A 17636-nucleotide genomic window follows, 5' to 3' on the forward strand; every position below is an offset into this window, starting at 1 on the left:
CGCGATTAAATATAAGTAATTCATATATATAACGAGGTCGGCACTGCCGGCCTTTTTTTATTTTTGTAAATTTAGAGTTCTCTCACAAAGTTCCCGATATTTTACAAATTGTAATACATAATTTCTTTTTGATACGTAATTGCGAGATTTGAATCATTTTCGGGCTAGAAATAGCAACCCTGTGATGGAAAGATGCGTGCAGACACAGGAGACATCAAACTTCTTTCAAGGTTCCCGTAAAGGTTTCTTGACGGCAGTGGCAGATGTCCAAATAACTCCAATGAGGGTAATAAAAAATGATGAAGCGCAACATTCTTGCAGTGGTTATCCCTGCTCTGTTAGCTGCCGGCGCAGCAAACGCAGCAGAAATTTATAACAAAGACGGCAACAAACTGGACCTGTACGGTAAAGTTGATGCGCGTCATCAGTTTTCCGACAACGCTGGCTCAGATGGTGATGAGACTTACGTTCGTTTCGGCTTCAAGGGTGAAACCCAAATTAATGACCAACTGACCGGTTACGGCCAGTGGGAATACAACGTTCAAGCCAACAATTCTGAAGCTCAGGGTACTGACGGTAACAAAACCCGTTTAGGCTTTGCTGGTCTGAAATTCGGTGAATTCGGTTCATTCGACTACGGCCGTAACTACGGTGTTGGTTATGACCCACTGGCTTGGACCGATGTTCTGCCAGTGTTTGGTGGTGACTCTGGCTATTCAGATAACTTCATGGTTGGCCGTTCAAATGGTCTGGCTACCTACCGTAACAACAACTTCTTCGGTCTGGTTGACGGCCTGGCCTTTGCTGTTCAGTATCAGGGCAAAAACGAAGAGTCTGCCAACGGCCGCTCTGCATCTAAAGCAAATGGCGACGGCTGGGGTACTTCTTTAACTTATACCTCTGATATCGGTGTTGGTGTTTCAGCAGCTTATACCTCTTCAGATCGCACTAACGGCCAGCAGGGTTCATTCTACGGCAACGGCAGCAAGAAAGCTGACGCATGGTCAACTGCTCTGAAATACGACGCTAACAACCTGTATCTGGCTGCAATGTACGGTGAAACCCGTAACTCAACCTGGATCACTACTGACGCTGATACCGTTAATGAACTCAGCGGCGCGATCAACAAAGAACAGAAATTCGAAGTTGTTGCACAGTACCAGTTCGATTTCGGTCTGCGCCCATCCGTCGCATACGTCCAGTCTAAAGGCAAGGACATCGAGACTTGGGGTGACCAGGATATCTACAAATACGTTTCTGTTGGTGCGTACTACTACTTCAACAAAAACATGTCTACCTATGTTGATTATCAGATCAACCTGATGGACGAAAACGACTTCACCCGCGCAGCCGGCATCACTACTGATGACACTGTTGGTGTTGGCCTGCAGTACCAGTTCTAATCTTCGATTAGAAACGAATACTGTTTAAAAACGGAGCCTTCGGGCTCCGTTTTGCTTTTCAGTGATCAGCTTCTCAATTAGCGCCACTACTTTATACACGCGGCTTATTTCTTTTTTATGTCAGCGGTTGGCAAGCGTATCATCTGACGCTAACCTGATAGCTCATTTCGCTAAAGTTCACCCAAACGGAACTGACTCATGTTTGAATCGATCTCTGCCGCACCCGCCGATCCTATTCTGGGACTGGCTGACCTGTTTCGCGCCGACGACCGCCCGAATAAAATCAACCTTGGCATTGGTGTCTATAAAGATGAAACCGGTAAAACACCGGTACTCACCAGTGTTAAAAAAGCTGAGCAGTATCTGCTGGAAAATGAAACCACCAAAAATTACCTGAGCATCGATGGCCTGGCCGATTTTGCTCGCTGCACTCAGGAGTTGCTGTTCGGCAAAGAGAGCGCGCTGATTTCAGCGGGCCGCGCGTGCACAGCACAAACGCCAGGCGGCACCGGTGCATTGCGCGTCGCTGCGGATTTCCTTGCGACGCAGACCAATGTGAAGCGCGTGTGGGTGAGTAATCCTAGCTGGCCGAACCACAAAAACGTATTCAACGCGGCGGGTCTGGAAGTCTGTGATTACCAGTACTACGATGCAGCCAACCATAGCCTCGATTTCGCAGGCATGGTCGCCTCGTTGCAGGAAGCCAAAGCCGGTGATGTCGTGCTGTTCCACGGCTGCTGCCACAACCCGACTGGCGTCGACCCTTCCGCGGACCAATGGCAACAGCTGGCGAAGCTGTCGCAGGAAAAGGGTTGGCTGCCACTGTTCGACTTCGCTTACCAGGGCTTTGCACGTGGCCTGGATGAGGATGCCGAAGGCCTGCGTATTTTCGCCGCGTCTCATCAGGAGCTGATCGTTGCCAGCTCTTACTCCAAAAACTTTGGCCTGTACAACGAGCGTGTCGGTGCACTGACGCTGGTTGCCGCCAACAGCGATGTCGCGAAAACCGCCTTTAGCCAGGTGAAATACAGCATCCGTGCTAACTACTCTAACCCACCGTCACACGGTGCCGCTGTGGTCGCCACTATCCTCGGTAACGACGCGCTGCGTACCATCTGGGTGCAGGAGCTGACAGACATGCGTCAGCGCATACAGCGCATGCGTCAGCTGTTTGTGAATACCCTGGCAGAGAAAGGCGCGAAACAGGACTTCAGCTTTATCATTAAGCAGAACGGCATGTTCTCGTTTAGCGGCCTGACCAAAGATCAGGTTGTGCGCCTGCGTGACGAGTTCGGCGTTTATGCCGTTAACTCTGGTCGTGTGAACGTGGCTGGGATGACGCCAGACAATATGTCTGCGCTCTGTGAAGCGATTGTCGCTGTACTCTAAACAAGTCAGTAGCATGAGAAATGGGCCTAAATGGCCCATTTTTTATTGCAGGAACGGATTACTGATGCGCTCCCGACCTAAGGTGGAAATCGGACCGTGGCCCGGCACAAAGGTCACATCATCACCCAGCGGTAACAGCTTAGTGTTAATCGCATTGATTAAATCGCTGTGGCTGCCCTGCGGGAAATCGGTACGTCCGACACCGCCATTGAAAATCACATCGCCCGATATCAATAAGCGTCCAGCCCGATCAAAGAAAACAATGTGTCCCGGCGTATGACCCGGGCAAAGCAGCACTTCCAGCGTGACATTCCCAACCTGCACCGTTTCGCCCTCTTCCAGCCAGCGATCCGGCGCCAGTGGCGCACATTCCGGCAGGCCAAACATGCGGCTTTGCGTTGGCAGATTATCCAGCCAGAACGCGTCCAGCTTGTGAGGGCCAACAATAGGAATTTGATAATGTGCGGCGAGTTCAGCAGCAGCCCCTACATGATCAAGATGACCATGCGTCAGCAGAATTTGTGCAGGCGTTAATCCCCGTTCAGCCAATACGGCAATAAGGGTCTCTGCATCACCGCCGGGATCAACCAGCGCCGCCTGCTGGGTTTCGTCATCCCAGATGACCGAGCAGTTCTGGGAAAAGGCCGTAACCGGAATAATGTGGTAATTCATAGCGCTCCATGACCGACACACGCAGCGCTGCCGGTATCAGGACCAGTGCCTTGCGGGCCCGGTATCAATGTGTACGAAGTTGCTGCGCGGATAATATCCTACACCACCGGCGCGCATAGATAACGCCGCTTTGCGAACATTGCTCAATGAAATCCCCTCAATGTGGAAATCCATCGCCTGCCCTTTGGTGTGATAGCTGTGTTTAGCCACGCCAGGACCCGATTCGCGCAGCATGTTGTTAGTGGCCAGCGTACGGTAGCCTGAGATCAGCTGCACCGGTTTGCGGGTGTTGAGTACCATCTGTAAACGATAAAGTTGATCAAACAGATGCGGATCGATGTGTTTCACTTGATTGGCGCGGTAATCACGGAAGAAGTGATTTAAGCGGGCTAACTCATCCTTGTCATAACTCTTGCCGTTAAAAAACTCCGTTTTAAGGGTTTCACCGGTGTGAAGGTTATTAAGCGTCAATACTCGGGGGCGCGAGGTGGAAAGCGAAGCCAGCGCGGAACCAGGAAGCAGAGACAAACCTGCCGCTGCGCCTCCAATCAGGAGTAATCGACGACGTTGGGAATCAAAATTAGCCATGTAGCGGGGTTACCTAATCTAAAGCGACAAAAAAATGTGTAAAAAGTACACAAGGCCGAACAGTAACCGCAGCCTGGAGGTCAGTCAACCCGCAATGTGTCAGAGAATGACCAAAACCCGCGCAAAACCGAAATTTTGCGACGGGTACTGGTCTTTTCGAAGAGAGGTGAAAACTGGCAAATCAATGACTAGAGGAGAAGTTTTCCTGCTTTTGACAGAACCTGGCTACCAGAACGCGCAGGGTTATCATAATTGTAAATATCTGTACGATACTGCGGCTGTCCATCCGCCGCGACCCATGCGGTTAAGTAGTAGAGATTGACCGGGATGCGGTGGCGAATCGGCACGTAGCGCGTGTCGCCCTGTTTCAGCGTGTCGGTGATGCGGCTGTCATTCCAGCCCACATCCTGCAGCAGCAGGTCGGCCAGTTCAGAGGCCTTATTCACGCGCACACAACCGGAGCTCAGTGCGCGAATATCGCGCTGGAACAATCCGTGGTTAGGCGTGTCGTGCAAATAGATGGCATCGGAACTCGGCATATTAAACTTATAACGACCCAGCGAGTTCATCGCGCCCGGCGCCTGACGAATGCGATACGGGAAACTGGCTGCAGAAACCATATGCCAGTCAATCATCGACGGATCGATCACCTCCGCATCCGCACTCCAGCCCGACAGTAAGGTATAGCCGTGCTTGTAGAGGTATCCGGGATCTTGTTTGACCTTCGGCACGATATCCTGACGCACTAACGTAGTCGGCACATTCCACGGTGGATTGAGCACCACATTATTCAGCGCACTGCGCATCAGTGGCGTTTTACGATCGGGACGACCGACAATCACCCGCGATGACAAAATCGTGGCACCGTTGTTGTAATAGGTGAGCGAATAGTTGGGAATGTTCACCATAATGCCGTTATGCATATCATCCGGCAGCAGACGCAGGCGCTGGATATTCAGTGCCAGCAACGATGCGCGCATCTGCGGTGACACATTCAGCCACTCACGCGTGCGAGGGCCTATCGCCCCATCATCCGCCAGACCTTGCCAGTGCTGGAAGCGTTTTACCCCTTCCACCAGCGCGGCGTCATACACATTGTCGCCAGCAGGGGGCGAACCCGCCAAGACGTTACCGGTTGCCGCTGGCGCCTGCGCAGACAAATCATTGACGCTGGCCGCCGAAGGGCTAACCGCGATCGGCTGATTGCTCTGGCTGACCGGCACAGGTGCTGTCGGCACGGCATCATCAGCTGGGGTCGGTGTGCTGCTGTGCGTTGCGGCAGTCAGCATGCCGGTCCGCTGCAATATCTCTCTTAGCGCAGGCACATCGTTGCTGATTTGACCGGGGCGGAGCGTCCCGCTGTCGCGCAGTTGCGGCCATGGGCGGTTATCGGTCAGCAGCGCTTTGAGCGCACTGTGCATCGGCGCATATTGAGGATGTTGCGGTGCCAGCGAGATGACAAACGCGCGACTGCCACCACCGTTCACCGCATTCTGCCACTGGTTAATGGCAGCCACGCCCGGCATCGTCAGTTTGTAAGGGACATTGCTGTACAACCAGGTTTCGCCCTGCGTCGGCACATTGGCGACAAACTGCAAATAACCCAACATGGCATCGCTCAGCACGATGTCGCGCGCCATGCCGGTAATCGTGGGATTCGTCAGTAATTCAACCCAACGGGTAAACTGTGGCTGGACACCAGAAAGCGCCACTTCCGCCAGCTGTTGCTGGAATGCCTGCACCGCTTGCTGATCCTGCCAGAGTGGCGCCATATTACGCGCGGCGTAGATACCGGCTAATCCCGGCAGATAGAAAGGTTGCTGACTGGGGCTAAAAGCCTGCTGAATTTGATGCTGACTCGCCGCCACTGACATGGCGCTATGTGACGTTCCGGGTAAAGCGGCAATGATCGCGGCATGGCTGGTGGCCAGCGGCGACAATACCAGTGAAACACTGAGTGCGAGTACCGCACGATTCATTCTGCTTCTTCTATTCAGCCACATCCCTGCCCCCTTCTCACCTAAGACACAGCGCCCTGTTATCGCTATGTACAGCCTTACTCTTATTGTTGAGTATACAAATAAAAAACGGCATCTGCCTCAGTGTGCAGATGCCGCTTACAGATTAAACGGTGCGCTGTTTTTTAACCAGATTCAGCGTCAGGTATTTTCTGTTTCTAAATCGATATCACTCGTGTCGCGTTTTGCTGGCACAGGATCTGCCGAGAATCCACGCAGCCCCACCACATGCACGTGTTCAGTGTTGTTAAACACTTTACGCACCAGCTTGTAGGTAGTGCCTTTCTCCGGGCTGATGTTCTCTGGCGCAGCAATCACCAGCTGCATCTCCAGACGCTCACACAGTTCGAACAGGGTGGCGATGGAGCGGGCATCAAGACGTGCCGCTTCATCAAGGAAAAGCAGTCGGCATGGCGAAATATCTTTGCCGCGCAGACGACGAGATTCCTCTTCCCAGCTCTGCACCACCATCACCAGAATTGACATACCGGTACCGATCGCTTCACCGGTTGACAACGCACCACTCTCCGCGCGCAGCCAGCCATCAGAACCACGGTTCACTTCCACTTCCATCTCAAGATAGTTGCGGTAGTCGAGCAGCTCTTCACCGATGGTTTGTGGTGTGCGCTGCCCCATATCAATCTGCGGATTCAGACGTTGATAAAGTTTCGCCAGCGCTTCGGAGAAGGTCAGACGATTGCTGGTAAACAGATCCTGATGCGCTTCATGCTCTTCAGACAAGGTATCGAGCAGCGTGGAGTGCGCTTCACGCACGTTGACGTTAAGACGCACACTGCGCACCTGACCAAAACTCACGGCCTGCAAGCCCTGGTTCAGCTGGCGAATACGGTTCTGCTCACGCTGAATGGTTTTACGAATGATATTCGCCGCGCTGCGTGAACTGATGGCCAGCGTCTGCTCGCGTGCTGTCAGCTCTTCCGTCAGACGATTCAGCTCAATTTCCATCTGCTCGATGGCTTCAACCGGATCGTCAGTGCGAATGATATCCTGACGAATACGTTCGCGCAGATGTTGATACACCGCAATAAAGAACTGCACTTTACGTTCTGGACGTTTTGGATCTTCCGACATGCGCAATACATCACGCAGATGTTCGTTATCCGCTACCGCCAGACGCAGTGCACCCAATGCCTTATCTGACATTGAACGCAGTTCATCTCCGCCCAGATAGGCCATCTCACGACGATGCAGGCGACGCTCCATGCCGTTCTCTTTCACCAGACGCAGCACCGTACACCAGCCTGCTTTAGCGCTGACGACTTGCTCACGAATCTGATGATAATCGCGCTCCAGCTTGCGCAGTTTCTTCTGCAGGCCGTCCATTTCGGCTTCGCAGAACGTGAGCTGTTTCTCCAGCTGATTACGACGAGCACGGTTATGGCTTAATGCGGTATACAGTTCGTCGCGTCGGGCGCGGGCGCGCTCTTCGGCGCTGGCATCGGCATGCACACCGATATCCTGCATCTCCTGCTGCAACTCTTTCAGCATGTCGCGCTTGGCGTCATAGGAACTTTTCAGTGATGCCAGCACTTGTGAATATTGTGTCAGCTGCGCCTGATGTTCGCGCAGACGTTCACGCGCACGGCTGCGCTCCCCCTCCGCCTGCTCCAGACGCTGGCGCAGTTTTTCATTGAGATCGCTGTTGCCGGTCAGCATGCCGGCAGAATCTTCATAGCTAAAGTGGGCGCGACGCTGCACCACCTCCGTCAGGGCAAAGGCCTGCTGACGCGCATCACGCTGCTGCTGCTGTGCTTGCTGATAATCGCGCTCCAGCTGATCGTGCTGCTGCGGATCGCTTTGCAACACCGACACCAGCGGCTCCAGCTTGCTGATTTTAGCGCCATGCTGATGCAGGAAGCGCGCCGCTTCCTGAGCTTCTTCGACGCGTTCACGTATCTCTTCGCAGCGATCGCCAAGTGAATCATCCAACAGCAGATTCACGCGTGGCAGCAGGCGGTTGAGCTGGCTGACGCCCTCTTTAGCCTGCTCAAACTGGGCACGCTGCTGCTGGTTATCATTCTCATGTTGTGCCAGCCCCCGTTCCAGCTCGCCACGGCGGCTGTTCAGCTGGCGGATCAGCGCTTCAGGATCTTCATCAAACGCCACTGCTAAATGGCTACCGATAAAGCGGCTGAAGGATTGATGCAAACGCTGCGTTTTCTGTACGTCAAAGGACAAAGTGGCAAACCGTTCTGCCAGCTGGTCGCGTTCATTGTTCAGCAGTTCCAGCTGGTTTTCACGCGCAGCACGGCCAAACAGCGGCACTTTCGGGAAGCGGGAGTAGCGCCACTGACGCTCAGCCACCTTCACAACCACGGCGTTTTCCAACTCATCAACACTGAAGACGCTATCATCAAACGCCTGCGGATCCCCTTCAATCAGATAGAGATCTTCCGGGCAATCCTCCAGGCCATCCAACAGTTCACGCACCAGAGATAAATCGGGTACCACAATCGCATGACGCGATGGGCCATACAGCGCCGAGAAGTACGGTGCGTCATCCAGCGTGACGTCATCGTAAATTTCCGACAGCAGTACGCCGCCAAATCGTTCCGCCAGTTGCGTCAGGCGAGCATCTTCCGCCCCGCCAGGTTGACTTAAACGCTCGATCTGCTGCTCGACTTCACGTTTGCGTGCCGCCACATTGTCACGTTCAACGGTGGTTTCGCGCTCACGTTCCAGCAACTGCTGCATGAACTCAGTAATCTGCTGGCTGTTGGTCAGCTCTTGCCCGGTCTGCTCGCTGAGCTGCGTCAGGATTTCCTGCGCGGCCAGCCAATGCGGCGCACGTGCCGTCAGTGCAGTGATGCGTTCACGCAGCTGTTCCAGTTCCTGGCGCATCAGCATGCGGCGTTCACCGGCATCGGACACGCTTTCGTTCAACTGTTCAATCTGTGCTTCCAGCTCGCGCTGCAGCCCTTCCAGCGCTTCGGCATCGTACTGTTGCCCCTGACGCTTGCAGAAATCGGCTAACAGGCGCTCGGCATCATGCTGCTCGCGCAGGCGCGTTTCCAGCTCATTGAGACGCAGGCGCAGCGAAGAGAGCTGATCGGCATGGTGACGCTGGTTCGCGGCATCGCGCAATAAGTCGCGCCCCACTTGCCATGCATCCTGACGGCTCACTTCGCCGGCGATACTGGTCACCAGCGCTAATGCCTGCTCAAACTGGCTGTGCGCCGCTTCGGCCACACTCAGTTTCTGCTCCAGACGTAAAAGTTGCTCGGTGGCTTCTTCTTCGCGTGCCTGGAAGGTTTCCTGCCATTCCGTCGCATTATCGATGGTCAGATCGGGCAACTGACACTGCGCGCGCGCTTTTTCCAGCGCCTGCAATGCCTGTTGATACTGGATGGCACGGGTTTGCTGTACATCGAGAGCCTGCTGGAAATCGGCTAACTGGCTTTTCAGCTCATCAACTTCAATTTCAGCCGCTTCGGCACGCGCTTCGTTCTCTTCCTGCACTTCGCGGGCTTCCGCCACCACTTCATTCTGCTCTTCCAGACGATAGGTCAGCTCTTCGAGATCGGCATCATAGCGCTCGATCTTCTCCTGCTGACGCATGGCGGTCTGGACCAGATTCAGGTGATCGCTGGCGCCTTGATAGTCGGTTTCCAGATCGCTTTCTGCACCGTTGTGCTCAGAAAGTTCACGCGCCATTTCGATGTGACGATACTGCTCGGAAGCCAGCTGATTACGGCTGGTGAACAGTTCATTACGTAACTGCAGTGCGCCGTCGAGGTGAATGCGGCGCTCGTTGGCGTGACGCATATAATCCGCCGACACATAGCTGGTGGCTTCAGAGATCAAATGCTTGAACAGGTCGCGATCGGACTGCGTGACGCGAATCGCTTCCAGCGTCATGCGGTTTTCACGCAGCGCGGCTTCCATATCCTGGAAGGCTTTACGCACGCCACCATTTTCCGGCAACAGATAATCACGCAGGGAACGGGTGATGGCGCTGGAAATACCACCGTACAGCGAGGCTTCAATCAGGCGATAGAATTTACTGCGATCGCTGGCGGTGCGAAGACGACGCGGCACCACGCCCAGCTCGAACAGGACGGCGTGGTAATCTGTGACCGAGTTGTACTGACGGAACTGCACGCCTTCCTGCGCTTCAACGCGTTCTTTCACTTCCGCCAGCGGTAATACGCGCGCCTGGCGGCTGTTAAGGATTTCAGTCAGCATATCCGTCGGCAGCGAATCGGTCGGCAGACCATGAATACTGAACGGTTTGATATCGACTTTCTTGTCGCGTCCGGCAACCTGTTGCAGACGCACGCCGACCACCACGCGCTGATGGCGCGAGTTGACCACATCCAGCACCGCATAACAGACACCTGCGCGCAGTTTACCGTGCAGACCTTTATCGCGTGAGCCAGAGGTCGCCCCCGCTTCCGTGGTGTTACGGAAGTGCAGCAAGGTGAGATCGGGGATCAGTGCCGTGACAAAAGCCGCCATGGTGGTTGATTTACCGGCACCGTTACCGCCGGAGAGTGTGGTCACTAGCTCATCGAGATCAAAGGTACGCGCAAAGAAGCCGTTCCAGTTGATCAGCGTTAGCGAACGAAACTTACCGCGTTCAATCATTCCTGTTCATCCTCCGCGTTATCATTCGCATCGCTTTCAACGTCATTGTCGTTATCTGCATCATCACTCTCGTTGGCCGCGGCTTTGTTCTCCAGCGTCATGGCTTCGCCATCGCGGATCAGATGCAGCTGTGCTTCACGAGCATCATCACCGCTGCGCACATCCGCACCGAAGCGGAACACCGACTCCATGATGCGGAACTTGCTGCTGTCGTTGCCCATGTACCACACCATACCTAAGCGGCGCAGGCGGCTGATAGAAGCACGCATTTTTTCCTGCAGCTTGGCACGATCCAGGTCAGAGCCGGTCGAACGCTGGTTCACCAGCTTGAGCAGTTTGCTCTCATCCGCCAGTGACAGCAGTTCGTCATACAATTCCTGCTGGGTGAAAATCCCCTCATTAGCCAGACGCTCCGGGCTGAGGTAGAGGTAACACAGGATCTTGCCGACCATCATATCCAGCTCGGACAGCACCGAGCGTGGAATCAGTGTGGTTGAACGTGGACGCAAATAGAAAAAACCTTCCGGCGCGCGCATCAGCTCAACGTTGTAGCGCGCATAAAACTCTTCCAGGTACTCCTGGTAATCCATCAGAAAAGCGTGATTATCCAGCTCTTCAATACCAATGTGGCGTCCCGCGCGTAACTGGCTATCGAGCGCCGGGAAAATCGGGTTTGCCAGTGCCAACGCCAGTTTAACTGGCATCACTTGTTCAATATTTGTCGATGACATGTGCCTGCACCTTGGCTCCGTAATCATTAATAGTCTGCCATTCTGCCGGCAGACCGGCTAAATCAGCTTCGGCGACACCGAGGCGTACTGCCTGATCGATGACGATACGCGCCAAATCAAAGTGACGCGCACGCGGGTATTGCGCCAGATAATCGCGCATCACCGTCGCGAGATGGAGCGGCTTTTGCTCCAGCTTGTAAATCTGCAATGCTTCTTCGATCATCGCGGCAAGCTGCTCGCGAATCTCGTTAAACTCTTCGTACTCCATCTCTGGCGGCAGTTCGCCCATCACCTCATCATTACGCAGCGTCATCTCTTCATCGCGCATATCGTAAAGACGGTCGGCATTCGCGTAGGTCAGCGCCCAGGGCTGATCGAAGTAGTTCTGCACCGAAAGACGTAAACGCTGCGCGAAGACGCGGTTCTTATCCATATCGATGGCGGTACGAATAAATTTGTGCACGTGGCGGTCGTAGCCAATCCACAAATCGATGGCCTGCTGACCCCAACTGATGATGCGGTCCAGCTTATTTTGCAGATCAAACACCAGCTTATCGACAAAGCCCAAATCCGGGCTGCTCAGCGTAGCGTCCTGAATGCGCAACAGATTGGCCTGCAATTTGTCACCCGCCGCTTCCAGCGTATCCTGCAGTTCACGCAGTGTGCCGGAGGTTTCGGACAGCAGCAGTTCACAGCTTGAAATCGCGGCACGCCAGTCTTTGTTGAGCAGGTCCGCAATATCGGTTTTCACCGCTTGTTGCTGCTCATCCATCAGACGTTGTGTCATGTCGATGCTGTCGAAGATCTCGGCCACGGAATATTTCAGCGGGGCAAAGACATTGCGGTGCCAGTGGAATTCATCACCGTCTTCTTCAGCGGCATCGGCGGCGCGTTTCAGTTCCTGTGCCACAATCGACAGCTGCATTGACAGGCGCAGCGTGGAAAACTCGCGCTGGCGAATGTAGTAATCGGTAATGCCGATGGCCAACGGCGTCAGACGATAAATCGCGTGGCCTTCAGTTAGCTCGCTGGTAAAGCGATTGAGCAGGCGTTGACGCACCATGTCATTAATGGCGTTGTTGGCACGCACCTGCACGGTTTCGTGGGTTTGCTCAAAGGCTTTACTGACGTGACGAAACGCGTCGATCAGTTCACCTTCACTCATTTCACCGTCCATGCGCTCACCGTTTAAGGTGGCGATAGCCAGCAAAAAGGCCAGACGTTCTACCGGCAACGCAAGTGAAAAGTCATTCTTGCGCGCCCATGCCACCAATTCGGGGACCGTCTGGGAAAATTCGCTCATAGTTGATCCTTCTACCTGGGTTTGCGCGCGGTCACGTGGATATAGCGCCCTAAACTTAAAAAGGGCTCCTGACGACAGTAGCGCCGTTCCATCTCAATAATCTCTTCAACGCTTTTGACGACGCCGGGCGGTGGCGGTTTCATGTAATCACAAAACACGCGAATGCCTGCACGCTGTTCAATCTCAAAGCCCGCATCACTCAACCAGCGATTAACGTCCTGAGGATCGCGCGGGAAATCCGGTGACAGCGTACGCTTTTTGCGTTTAGTCATATTGGCACGCAGATAGCCGAAATTGCCGAGTTGCAGGGTGCGGAACGTCAGGGCATGCGCATTGTAAAACATCAACGACAGCACACCACCGGGCTTCAGCGTGTGCCACAAGGCACGCAGCACCGCTTCCGGTTCTGCCACCCACTCCAGCACAGCGTGAAACAATACCAGATCAACCGGCCGATCCAAATGTTCGCCCACCTGCTGCGCGCTAATTTGTTTGAATTGCATGTTGTGGCTCACACCCTCGGTGTGCGCATGCGCTTCAGCCAGCTTTAACATCTCAGCGGAGAGATCGCACAACAGCACCTGATGGCCGCGTGCCGCTAATCCACAGGAGATTTGTCCTACGCCACCGCCGGCATCCAGCACTGACAGTGCGCCTTCAGGCAATGTCGGTAACAGCGCATCCAGTTCGTCCCACAGGATCGCCTGCCGTACCTGCCCTTTGCGGGTGCCATAAATGTTCTGCGAAAATTTGTCCGCCAGATCGTCAAAGTTACGATCCTGCATGATGATGGCTCCACTGTGCTGCATTCAACTTGTGCTATTTTGTCACAGGCTCAACAAGAATGAACCTTTCACGCCACAGTAACTGTCTGGCTGCTGTTTTTTCGGACAAAAGGAGCAAATTTCGATGTTTTTTGCCTTAAAGAAATGGATTGGCGCGATGTTATTACCTTTACCACTGCTGTTGTTGCTCATGGCGGTGGGACTTTTACTTCTCTGGTTTAGCCGTTGGCAAAAAGGCGGCAAAATTCTGATCTCTTTTAGCTGGTTGCTGCTCTTATTGCTCAGCTTGCAACCCGTAGCCGATCGTCTGTTGCGCCCCATCGAACAGCATTATCCCACCTGGAACGGTAGCGAACCGGTGGATTATATCGTCGTGCTGGGCGGTGGCTACACCTTCAATCCGGATTGGGCACCGAGTTCTAATTTGCTCAACAACAGCCTGCCACGCGTAACAGAAGGTGTGCGCCAATGGCGTCGGAATCCACAAGCAAAAATGATTTTCACTGGCGCTGCTGCAGGATACAACCCTCGCAGTAACGCCAGCGTGGCGGCGGAAGTCGCCGAGAGTCTGGGAGTGCCGGGTTCGGCGATTATCACGCTGGACCAACCGCATGATACGGGTGAAGAAGCGCTGGCCGTCAAACAAACTATCGGCAATCACCCTTTCCTGCTGGTCTCATCGGCGAACCACTTGCCACGTGCGATGCATTTCTTCCTGAGCGCAGGTCTGAACCCCATCGCCGCACCGGCCAATCAGCTCGCGATTACCTCGCCAATCAGTGCCTGGGACCGCATGCTGCCTTCTCCGATGTGGTTGGGGCATAGTGAACGTGCGATTTACGAAACCCTGGGCCAGGCCTGGCAAAGGCTGCGCGGCGATGATTTCCTGTCATCCGAGCCAGGGAAGTAACTGCTCACGGGCGTGATCAAAGCGCGGACGATCAAACTGTCCGCTGCTCACCAACGTATCGACACAATCCCATAGCTGATACAACCAGCGCCGCCAGATAAAACCTTCAGAGACGGGCGCGCGCTGCAGGTAGTGCTGCAGCAGTGAGGCTTCGGCCCCACTATCCGCCAGACGAATTAACTCATATTCACGCGGTGCCCAAAGAATATTGCCCGGTTGCATCATCGCCACCAACTGGTCACTGCGCGCATCTTTCAACATGCTGGATAAGCGCAGGTTGCCGTGCATCAGCACGCAGGGATCGTCAAAGTCGTTAAAAAGTCTGGTTAATTGCTGACGACTGCGATACAGGATTTGCCGATCCTCCAGAGTGAAAAATGGCGGTGACAGATAGCCCAGTGTGGCCCATAGCACTTCGACGCGCTGGCGATACCAGGCTGGCCAGTTGTTTTCCTGCACGCTATCAACCCTTCCCACCAATCCATGGCTGTCAATGCGGTGCCAGCCGAGTACACCCTCGACAATCTGCTCACACAATTGCTCCCAGCGCACGGCAGTGCGGGCTGGCGCCTCGGCGGAGACGCCATTGAAACGCGCCATCAGCAGCATTTCATGTACCGGCGGCTGCTGACTCAGCACCAGGCCAAAAACCGCAGGGACTGTCACCAGGCCATCATGACCTAACATAGTGAGTTTTTTGGCTTCAAGCGCTGCGCGGCCTTGATGACGAAAATACTTCGCCACCAGCGGCATCGGTTTACCGTCGTTGTCATAGAGTGCATACAGCCGCGATTGCGCCTGTTCGCTAATGGTTTCGAGGCGGCTGATACCTTCACCCAGTATCAACGCCAGTTCTGAACGGAGCTGTTCCATGCGTTATCCTCCGCAGTCAATTGACTTCACTATCCTGGAGGTCATGGTGGCGCGAAACTTAGCGCCAGATCAAACTTTATGGCCAGCGCGAGCGGCTGGCCGGTCGGGCTTTACCCCTGCATAGCCGCACGAACACGAACCAGATCCTCTGGTGTGTCCACGCCAACGCTTGGTACGGTTTGCGCTACGGCAACGTGAATCTTCTCGCCGTACCACAGCACGCGCAACTGCTCCAGCAATTCAATCTGCTCTAACGGGCAAGGTTCCCACGCAATGTAACGTCGGATAAAGCCAGCGCGATAGGCGTAAATGCCAATGTGACGCAGCAAAGTGTCGCCAATCTGTTCACGCGATTTCGCATAGCGCTCGCGATCCCACGGAATGGTGGCGCGTGAGAAGTAAAGTGCATAGCCTTTCGCGTCCATGACCACTTTAACCGCGTTGGGGTTAAAGGCCTCTTCTGCATCGGTAATCGGCACGGCTAATGTCGCCATCCCCGCATCGGCCTGCGCCAGATTATCGGCGACCTGGCGCACGATCTCTGCCGGAATCATCGGCTCGTCGCCCTGCACGTTGACGATAATGGTGTCATCGGCAAACTGATATTTCTCAATCACTTCCGCCAGACGCTCGGTGCCCGACTGGTGATCTGCGCGCGTCATGCACACTTCTCCACCGGCGGCCTTGACCGCAGCAGCCACTTCGGGATGATCGGTCGCCACAATCACACGATCGGCACCCGACTCGCGTGCGCGTTCCATCACGTGTACGACCATCGGTTTACCGTGAATATCCACCAGCGGTTTGCCGGGCAGGCGCGTTGATGCGTAACGCGCCGGAATAATGGCGACAAAACTCATGGATGGATCTCTTCAACAGACAGGGTACGTGCTTCCACTTCCAGCAATACCGGAATGCCATCGCGCACCGGGTAAGCCAGGCCGTCTGGTTTACAAATCAGCTCCTGCTGCTCTTTGTTGAAATACAGTTTTCCGTTGCAAACCGGACAGGCAACAATCTCAAGTAAACGGTGATCCATAATTTTCTCCTTTCAGCACCGATTTGTCTGGCGCCTAGCATACCATAGCGCACCCGAAGCACAGTGCGCCGGGCGCGGCATTATTACGATGAACTTAATCGTTGATAACCCAACGGTGCGTCCAGACAGCAAGCAGTTCGGCAGGGGCATTTTCAACGATGACCTCATCGGCACCTTGCCATTGTGCAAAGCGACTGATGGCTTTTTGCACATCACTCAGAAAAGCCTGGGTGACACGCACGCCCGGCTCAAGCCAGAATGCGCGAATAATCAGCTGCTGCGCCTGGCGGTCCATCTTTGCATCAATACGCGCTTTGAGTGCACCTCGGTGTAACACCGGCAGAACAAAGTAACCATAGACGCGCTTCTCAGCGGGGGTATAGCACTCAATGCGGTAATCGAAATTAAACAACTCCAGAGCGCGCCGGCGATCCCATACCACCGGATCGAACGGTGACAACAAGGCCGTGTGGGTGGCGCTGGGCATTTTGTCCAGCAGAGGTAACAAGCTCGTATGCAGCCACATCTCACCGAGCTGTTCCACCTCAACGCACACGATTTCGCCCTTTGCTTCGGCATCCTTAATCCAGGATTGCAGGGGGGCACGCTTCAGTCGATAGTAATCGGCCAACCAACTGGCGCGAAATATACCCAGGCTGCGGGCACTGTGCCCCAGCATCGCCTGTACCGCTTCCGCTTCACTGAGTGCATGTTGTTCATCATCCCAATCAGGCATCACTCGCGTTCTCAGATCGTACACACGCTGGAAATTACGCCGCTCGACCACCATTAACTCACCTGCGCTGAACAAGTTTTCCAGATGCCGCTTGTGGGGTTTCCAGGCCCACCAGCCGGGTTTGGTGTGCTTATCACTGGCAAAATCAGCCGCACGTACCGGGCCATTTTCAGTGATGTGATTGAGTAAAGCAGCAATTTCCTGCTGATGTTCGTTTACCCACTGCTCGTTATATTTCCATCCCAGCCGCTGCGGCTCCAGCATGCGATGGCGCAGCAACGGGTAATCTTCGAAGGGGATGAAACAGGCTTCGTGCGCCCAATACTCAAACAGCGCACCGGAGGCCAATGTTTCTTCCAGCCACTGTGTGGGATAAGCGCCAAGGCGGCTGAACAGCACCAGATAAGGGCTGCGGGCGACGACATTGATGGTGTCGATTTGCAGCAGTGACATCTGCCGCACGCAGGCATGGATATCGGCCAGGCGGGCGCGGCGGCTCGGTGGGCGTAACAACCCCTGAGCAGACAGGTGTAAATGACGAGCAGTTTGTAATGAAAGGGACGATGATGTGGTCATGACTC

14 protein-coding genes are annotated in these 17636 nt (G+C 54.4%); 3 read left to right on the plus strand and 11 right to left on the minus strand.

Going from position 1 to position 17636, the window contains the following annotated elements; translation table 11 throughout:
- Positions 1-296: 296 nt before the first annotated feature.
- A complete protein-coding gene (ompC, locus tag LH22_RS15035; protein WP_038647791.1) occupies positions 297-1403 on the plus strand; it encodes a porin OmpC in 1107 nt (368 codons plus the stop codon).
- 198 nt (positions 1404-1601) lie between these two features.
- Entirely contained in the window at positions 1602-2792 is a 1191-nt protein-coding gene (locus tag LH22_RS15040) for an amino acid aminotransferase (RefSeq protein WP_034820516.1), read from the plus strand.
- A gap of 42 nt (positions 2793-2834) precedes the next feature.
- Here the strand turns inward: LH22_RS15040 and LH22_RS15045 are convergent, their stop codons facing one another.
- The 7 genes from LH22_RS15045 to cmoM form a co-directional block, all read right to left on the minus strand.
- On the minus strand, positions 2835-3464 hold the full coding sequence (locus LH22_RS15045; RefSeq protein WP_038647793.1) for an MBL fold metallo-hydrolase: 630 nt from the start codon (positions 3462-3464) through the stop codon (positions 2835-2837).
- A 36-nt stretch (positions 3465-3500) separates the two neighbouring features.
- Positions 3501-4052, minus strand: a complete 552-nt coding sequence (locus tag LH22_RS15050; protein WP_034820522.1) for a YcbK family protein — start codon at positions 4050-4052, stop codon at positions 3501-3503.
- Positions 4053-4240: 188 nt separating this feature from the next.
- Entirely contained in the window at positions 4241-6031 is a 1791-nt protein-coding gene (ldtD, locus tag LH22_RS15055; protein ID WP_370585618.1) for a L,D-transpeptidase, read from the minus strand.
- A gap of 180 nt (positions 6032-6211) precedes the next feature.
- Positions 6212-10678, minus strand: coding sequence for a chromosome partition protein MukB (gene mukB, locus LH22_RS15060; protein ID WP_038647797.1), 4467 nt, complete (start codon positions 10676-10678; stop codon positions 6212-6214).
- Complete coding sequence (mukE, locus tag LH22_RS15065; protein ID WP_038647799.1) at positions 10675-11409, minus strand: chromosome partition protein MukE; 735 nt, start codon at positions 11407-11409, stop codon at positions 10675-10677. The genes mukB and mukE overlap by 4 nt, the downstream gene beginning before the upstream one ends.
- Positions 11390-12712 (minus strand): chromosome partition protein MukF, encoded by a 1323-nt coding sequence (gene mukF, locus LH22_RS15070; protein ID WP_034820534.1) that lies wholly within the window; start codon positions 12710-12712, stop codon positions 11390-11392. The genes mukE and mukF overlap by 20 nt, the downstream gene beginning before the upstream one ends.
- Before the next feature lie 11 nt (positions 12713-12723).
- Positions 12724-13497, minus strand: a complete 774-nt coding sequence (gene cmoM / locus LH22_RS15075) for a tRNA uridine 5-oxyacetic acid(34) methyltransferase CmoM (protein ID WP_038647801.1) — start codon at positions 13495-13497, stop codon at positions 12724-12726.
- Between the two features lie 124 nt (positions 13498-13621).
- Between cmoM and elyC the strand changes: the two genes are divergently transcribed.
- Positions 13622-14407, plus strand: coding sequence for an envelope biogenesis factor ElyC (gene elyC, locus LH22_RS15080; RefSeq protein WP_038647804.1), 786 nt, complete (start codon positions 13622-13624; stop codon positions 14405-14407).
- Here elyC and LH22_RS15085 read toward each other — a convergent pair.
- The 4 genes from LH22_RS15085 to LH22_RS15100 all read right to left on the minus strand — a co-directional run bounded on the left by LH22_RS15085 (position 14387) and on the right by LH22_RS15100 (position 17631).
- Positions 14387-15280 carry a YcbJ family phosphotransferase gene (locus LH22_RS15085; protein ID WP_038647805.1) on the minus strand — a complete coding sequence of 298 codons (894 nt, stop codon included), beginning with the start codon at positions 15278-15280 and terminating at the stop codon, positions 14387-14389. The genes elyC and LH22_RS15085 overlap by 21 nt on opposite strands.
- A gap of 110 nt (positions 15281-15390) precedes the next feature.
- A complete protein-coding gene (gene kdsB, locus LH22_RS15090) occupies positions 15391-16140 on the minus strand; it encodes a 3-deoxy-manno-octulosonate cytidylyltransferase (protein ID WP_038647807.1) in 750 nt (249 codons plus the stop codon).
- Positions 16137-16319 (minus strand): Trm112 family protein, encoded by a 183-nt coding sequence (locus LH22_RS15095; protein WP_007887424.1) that lies wholly within the window; start codon positions 16317-16319, stop codon positions 16137-16139. Before LH22_RS15095 ends, kdsB begins: the two co-directional genes overlap by 4 nt.
- Before the next feature lie 94 nt (positions 16320-16413).
- Positions 16414-17631, minus strand: a complete 1218-nt coding sequence (locus LH22_RS15100) for a winged helix-turn-helix domain-containing protein (RefSeq protein ID WP_038647813.1) — start codon at positions 17629-17631, stop codon at positions 16414-16416.
- Positions 17632-17636 lie beyond the last annotated feature (5 nt).

The sequence above is a fragment of the Pantoea rwandensis genome (assembly GCF_000759475.1).
GTDB classification, from domain to species: domain Bacteria; phylum Pseudomonadota; class Gammaproteobacteria; order Enterobacterales; family Enterobacteriaceae; genus Pantoea; species Pantoea rwandensis_B.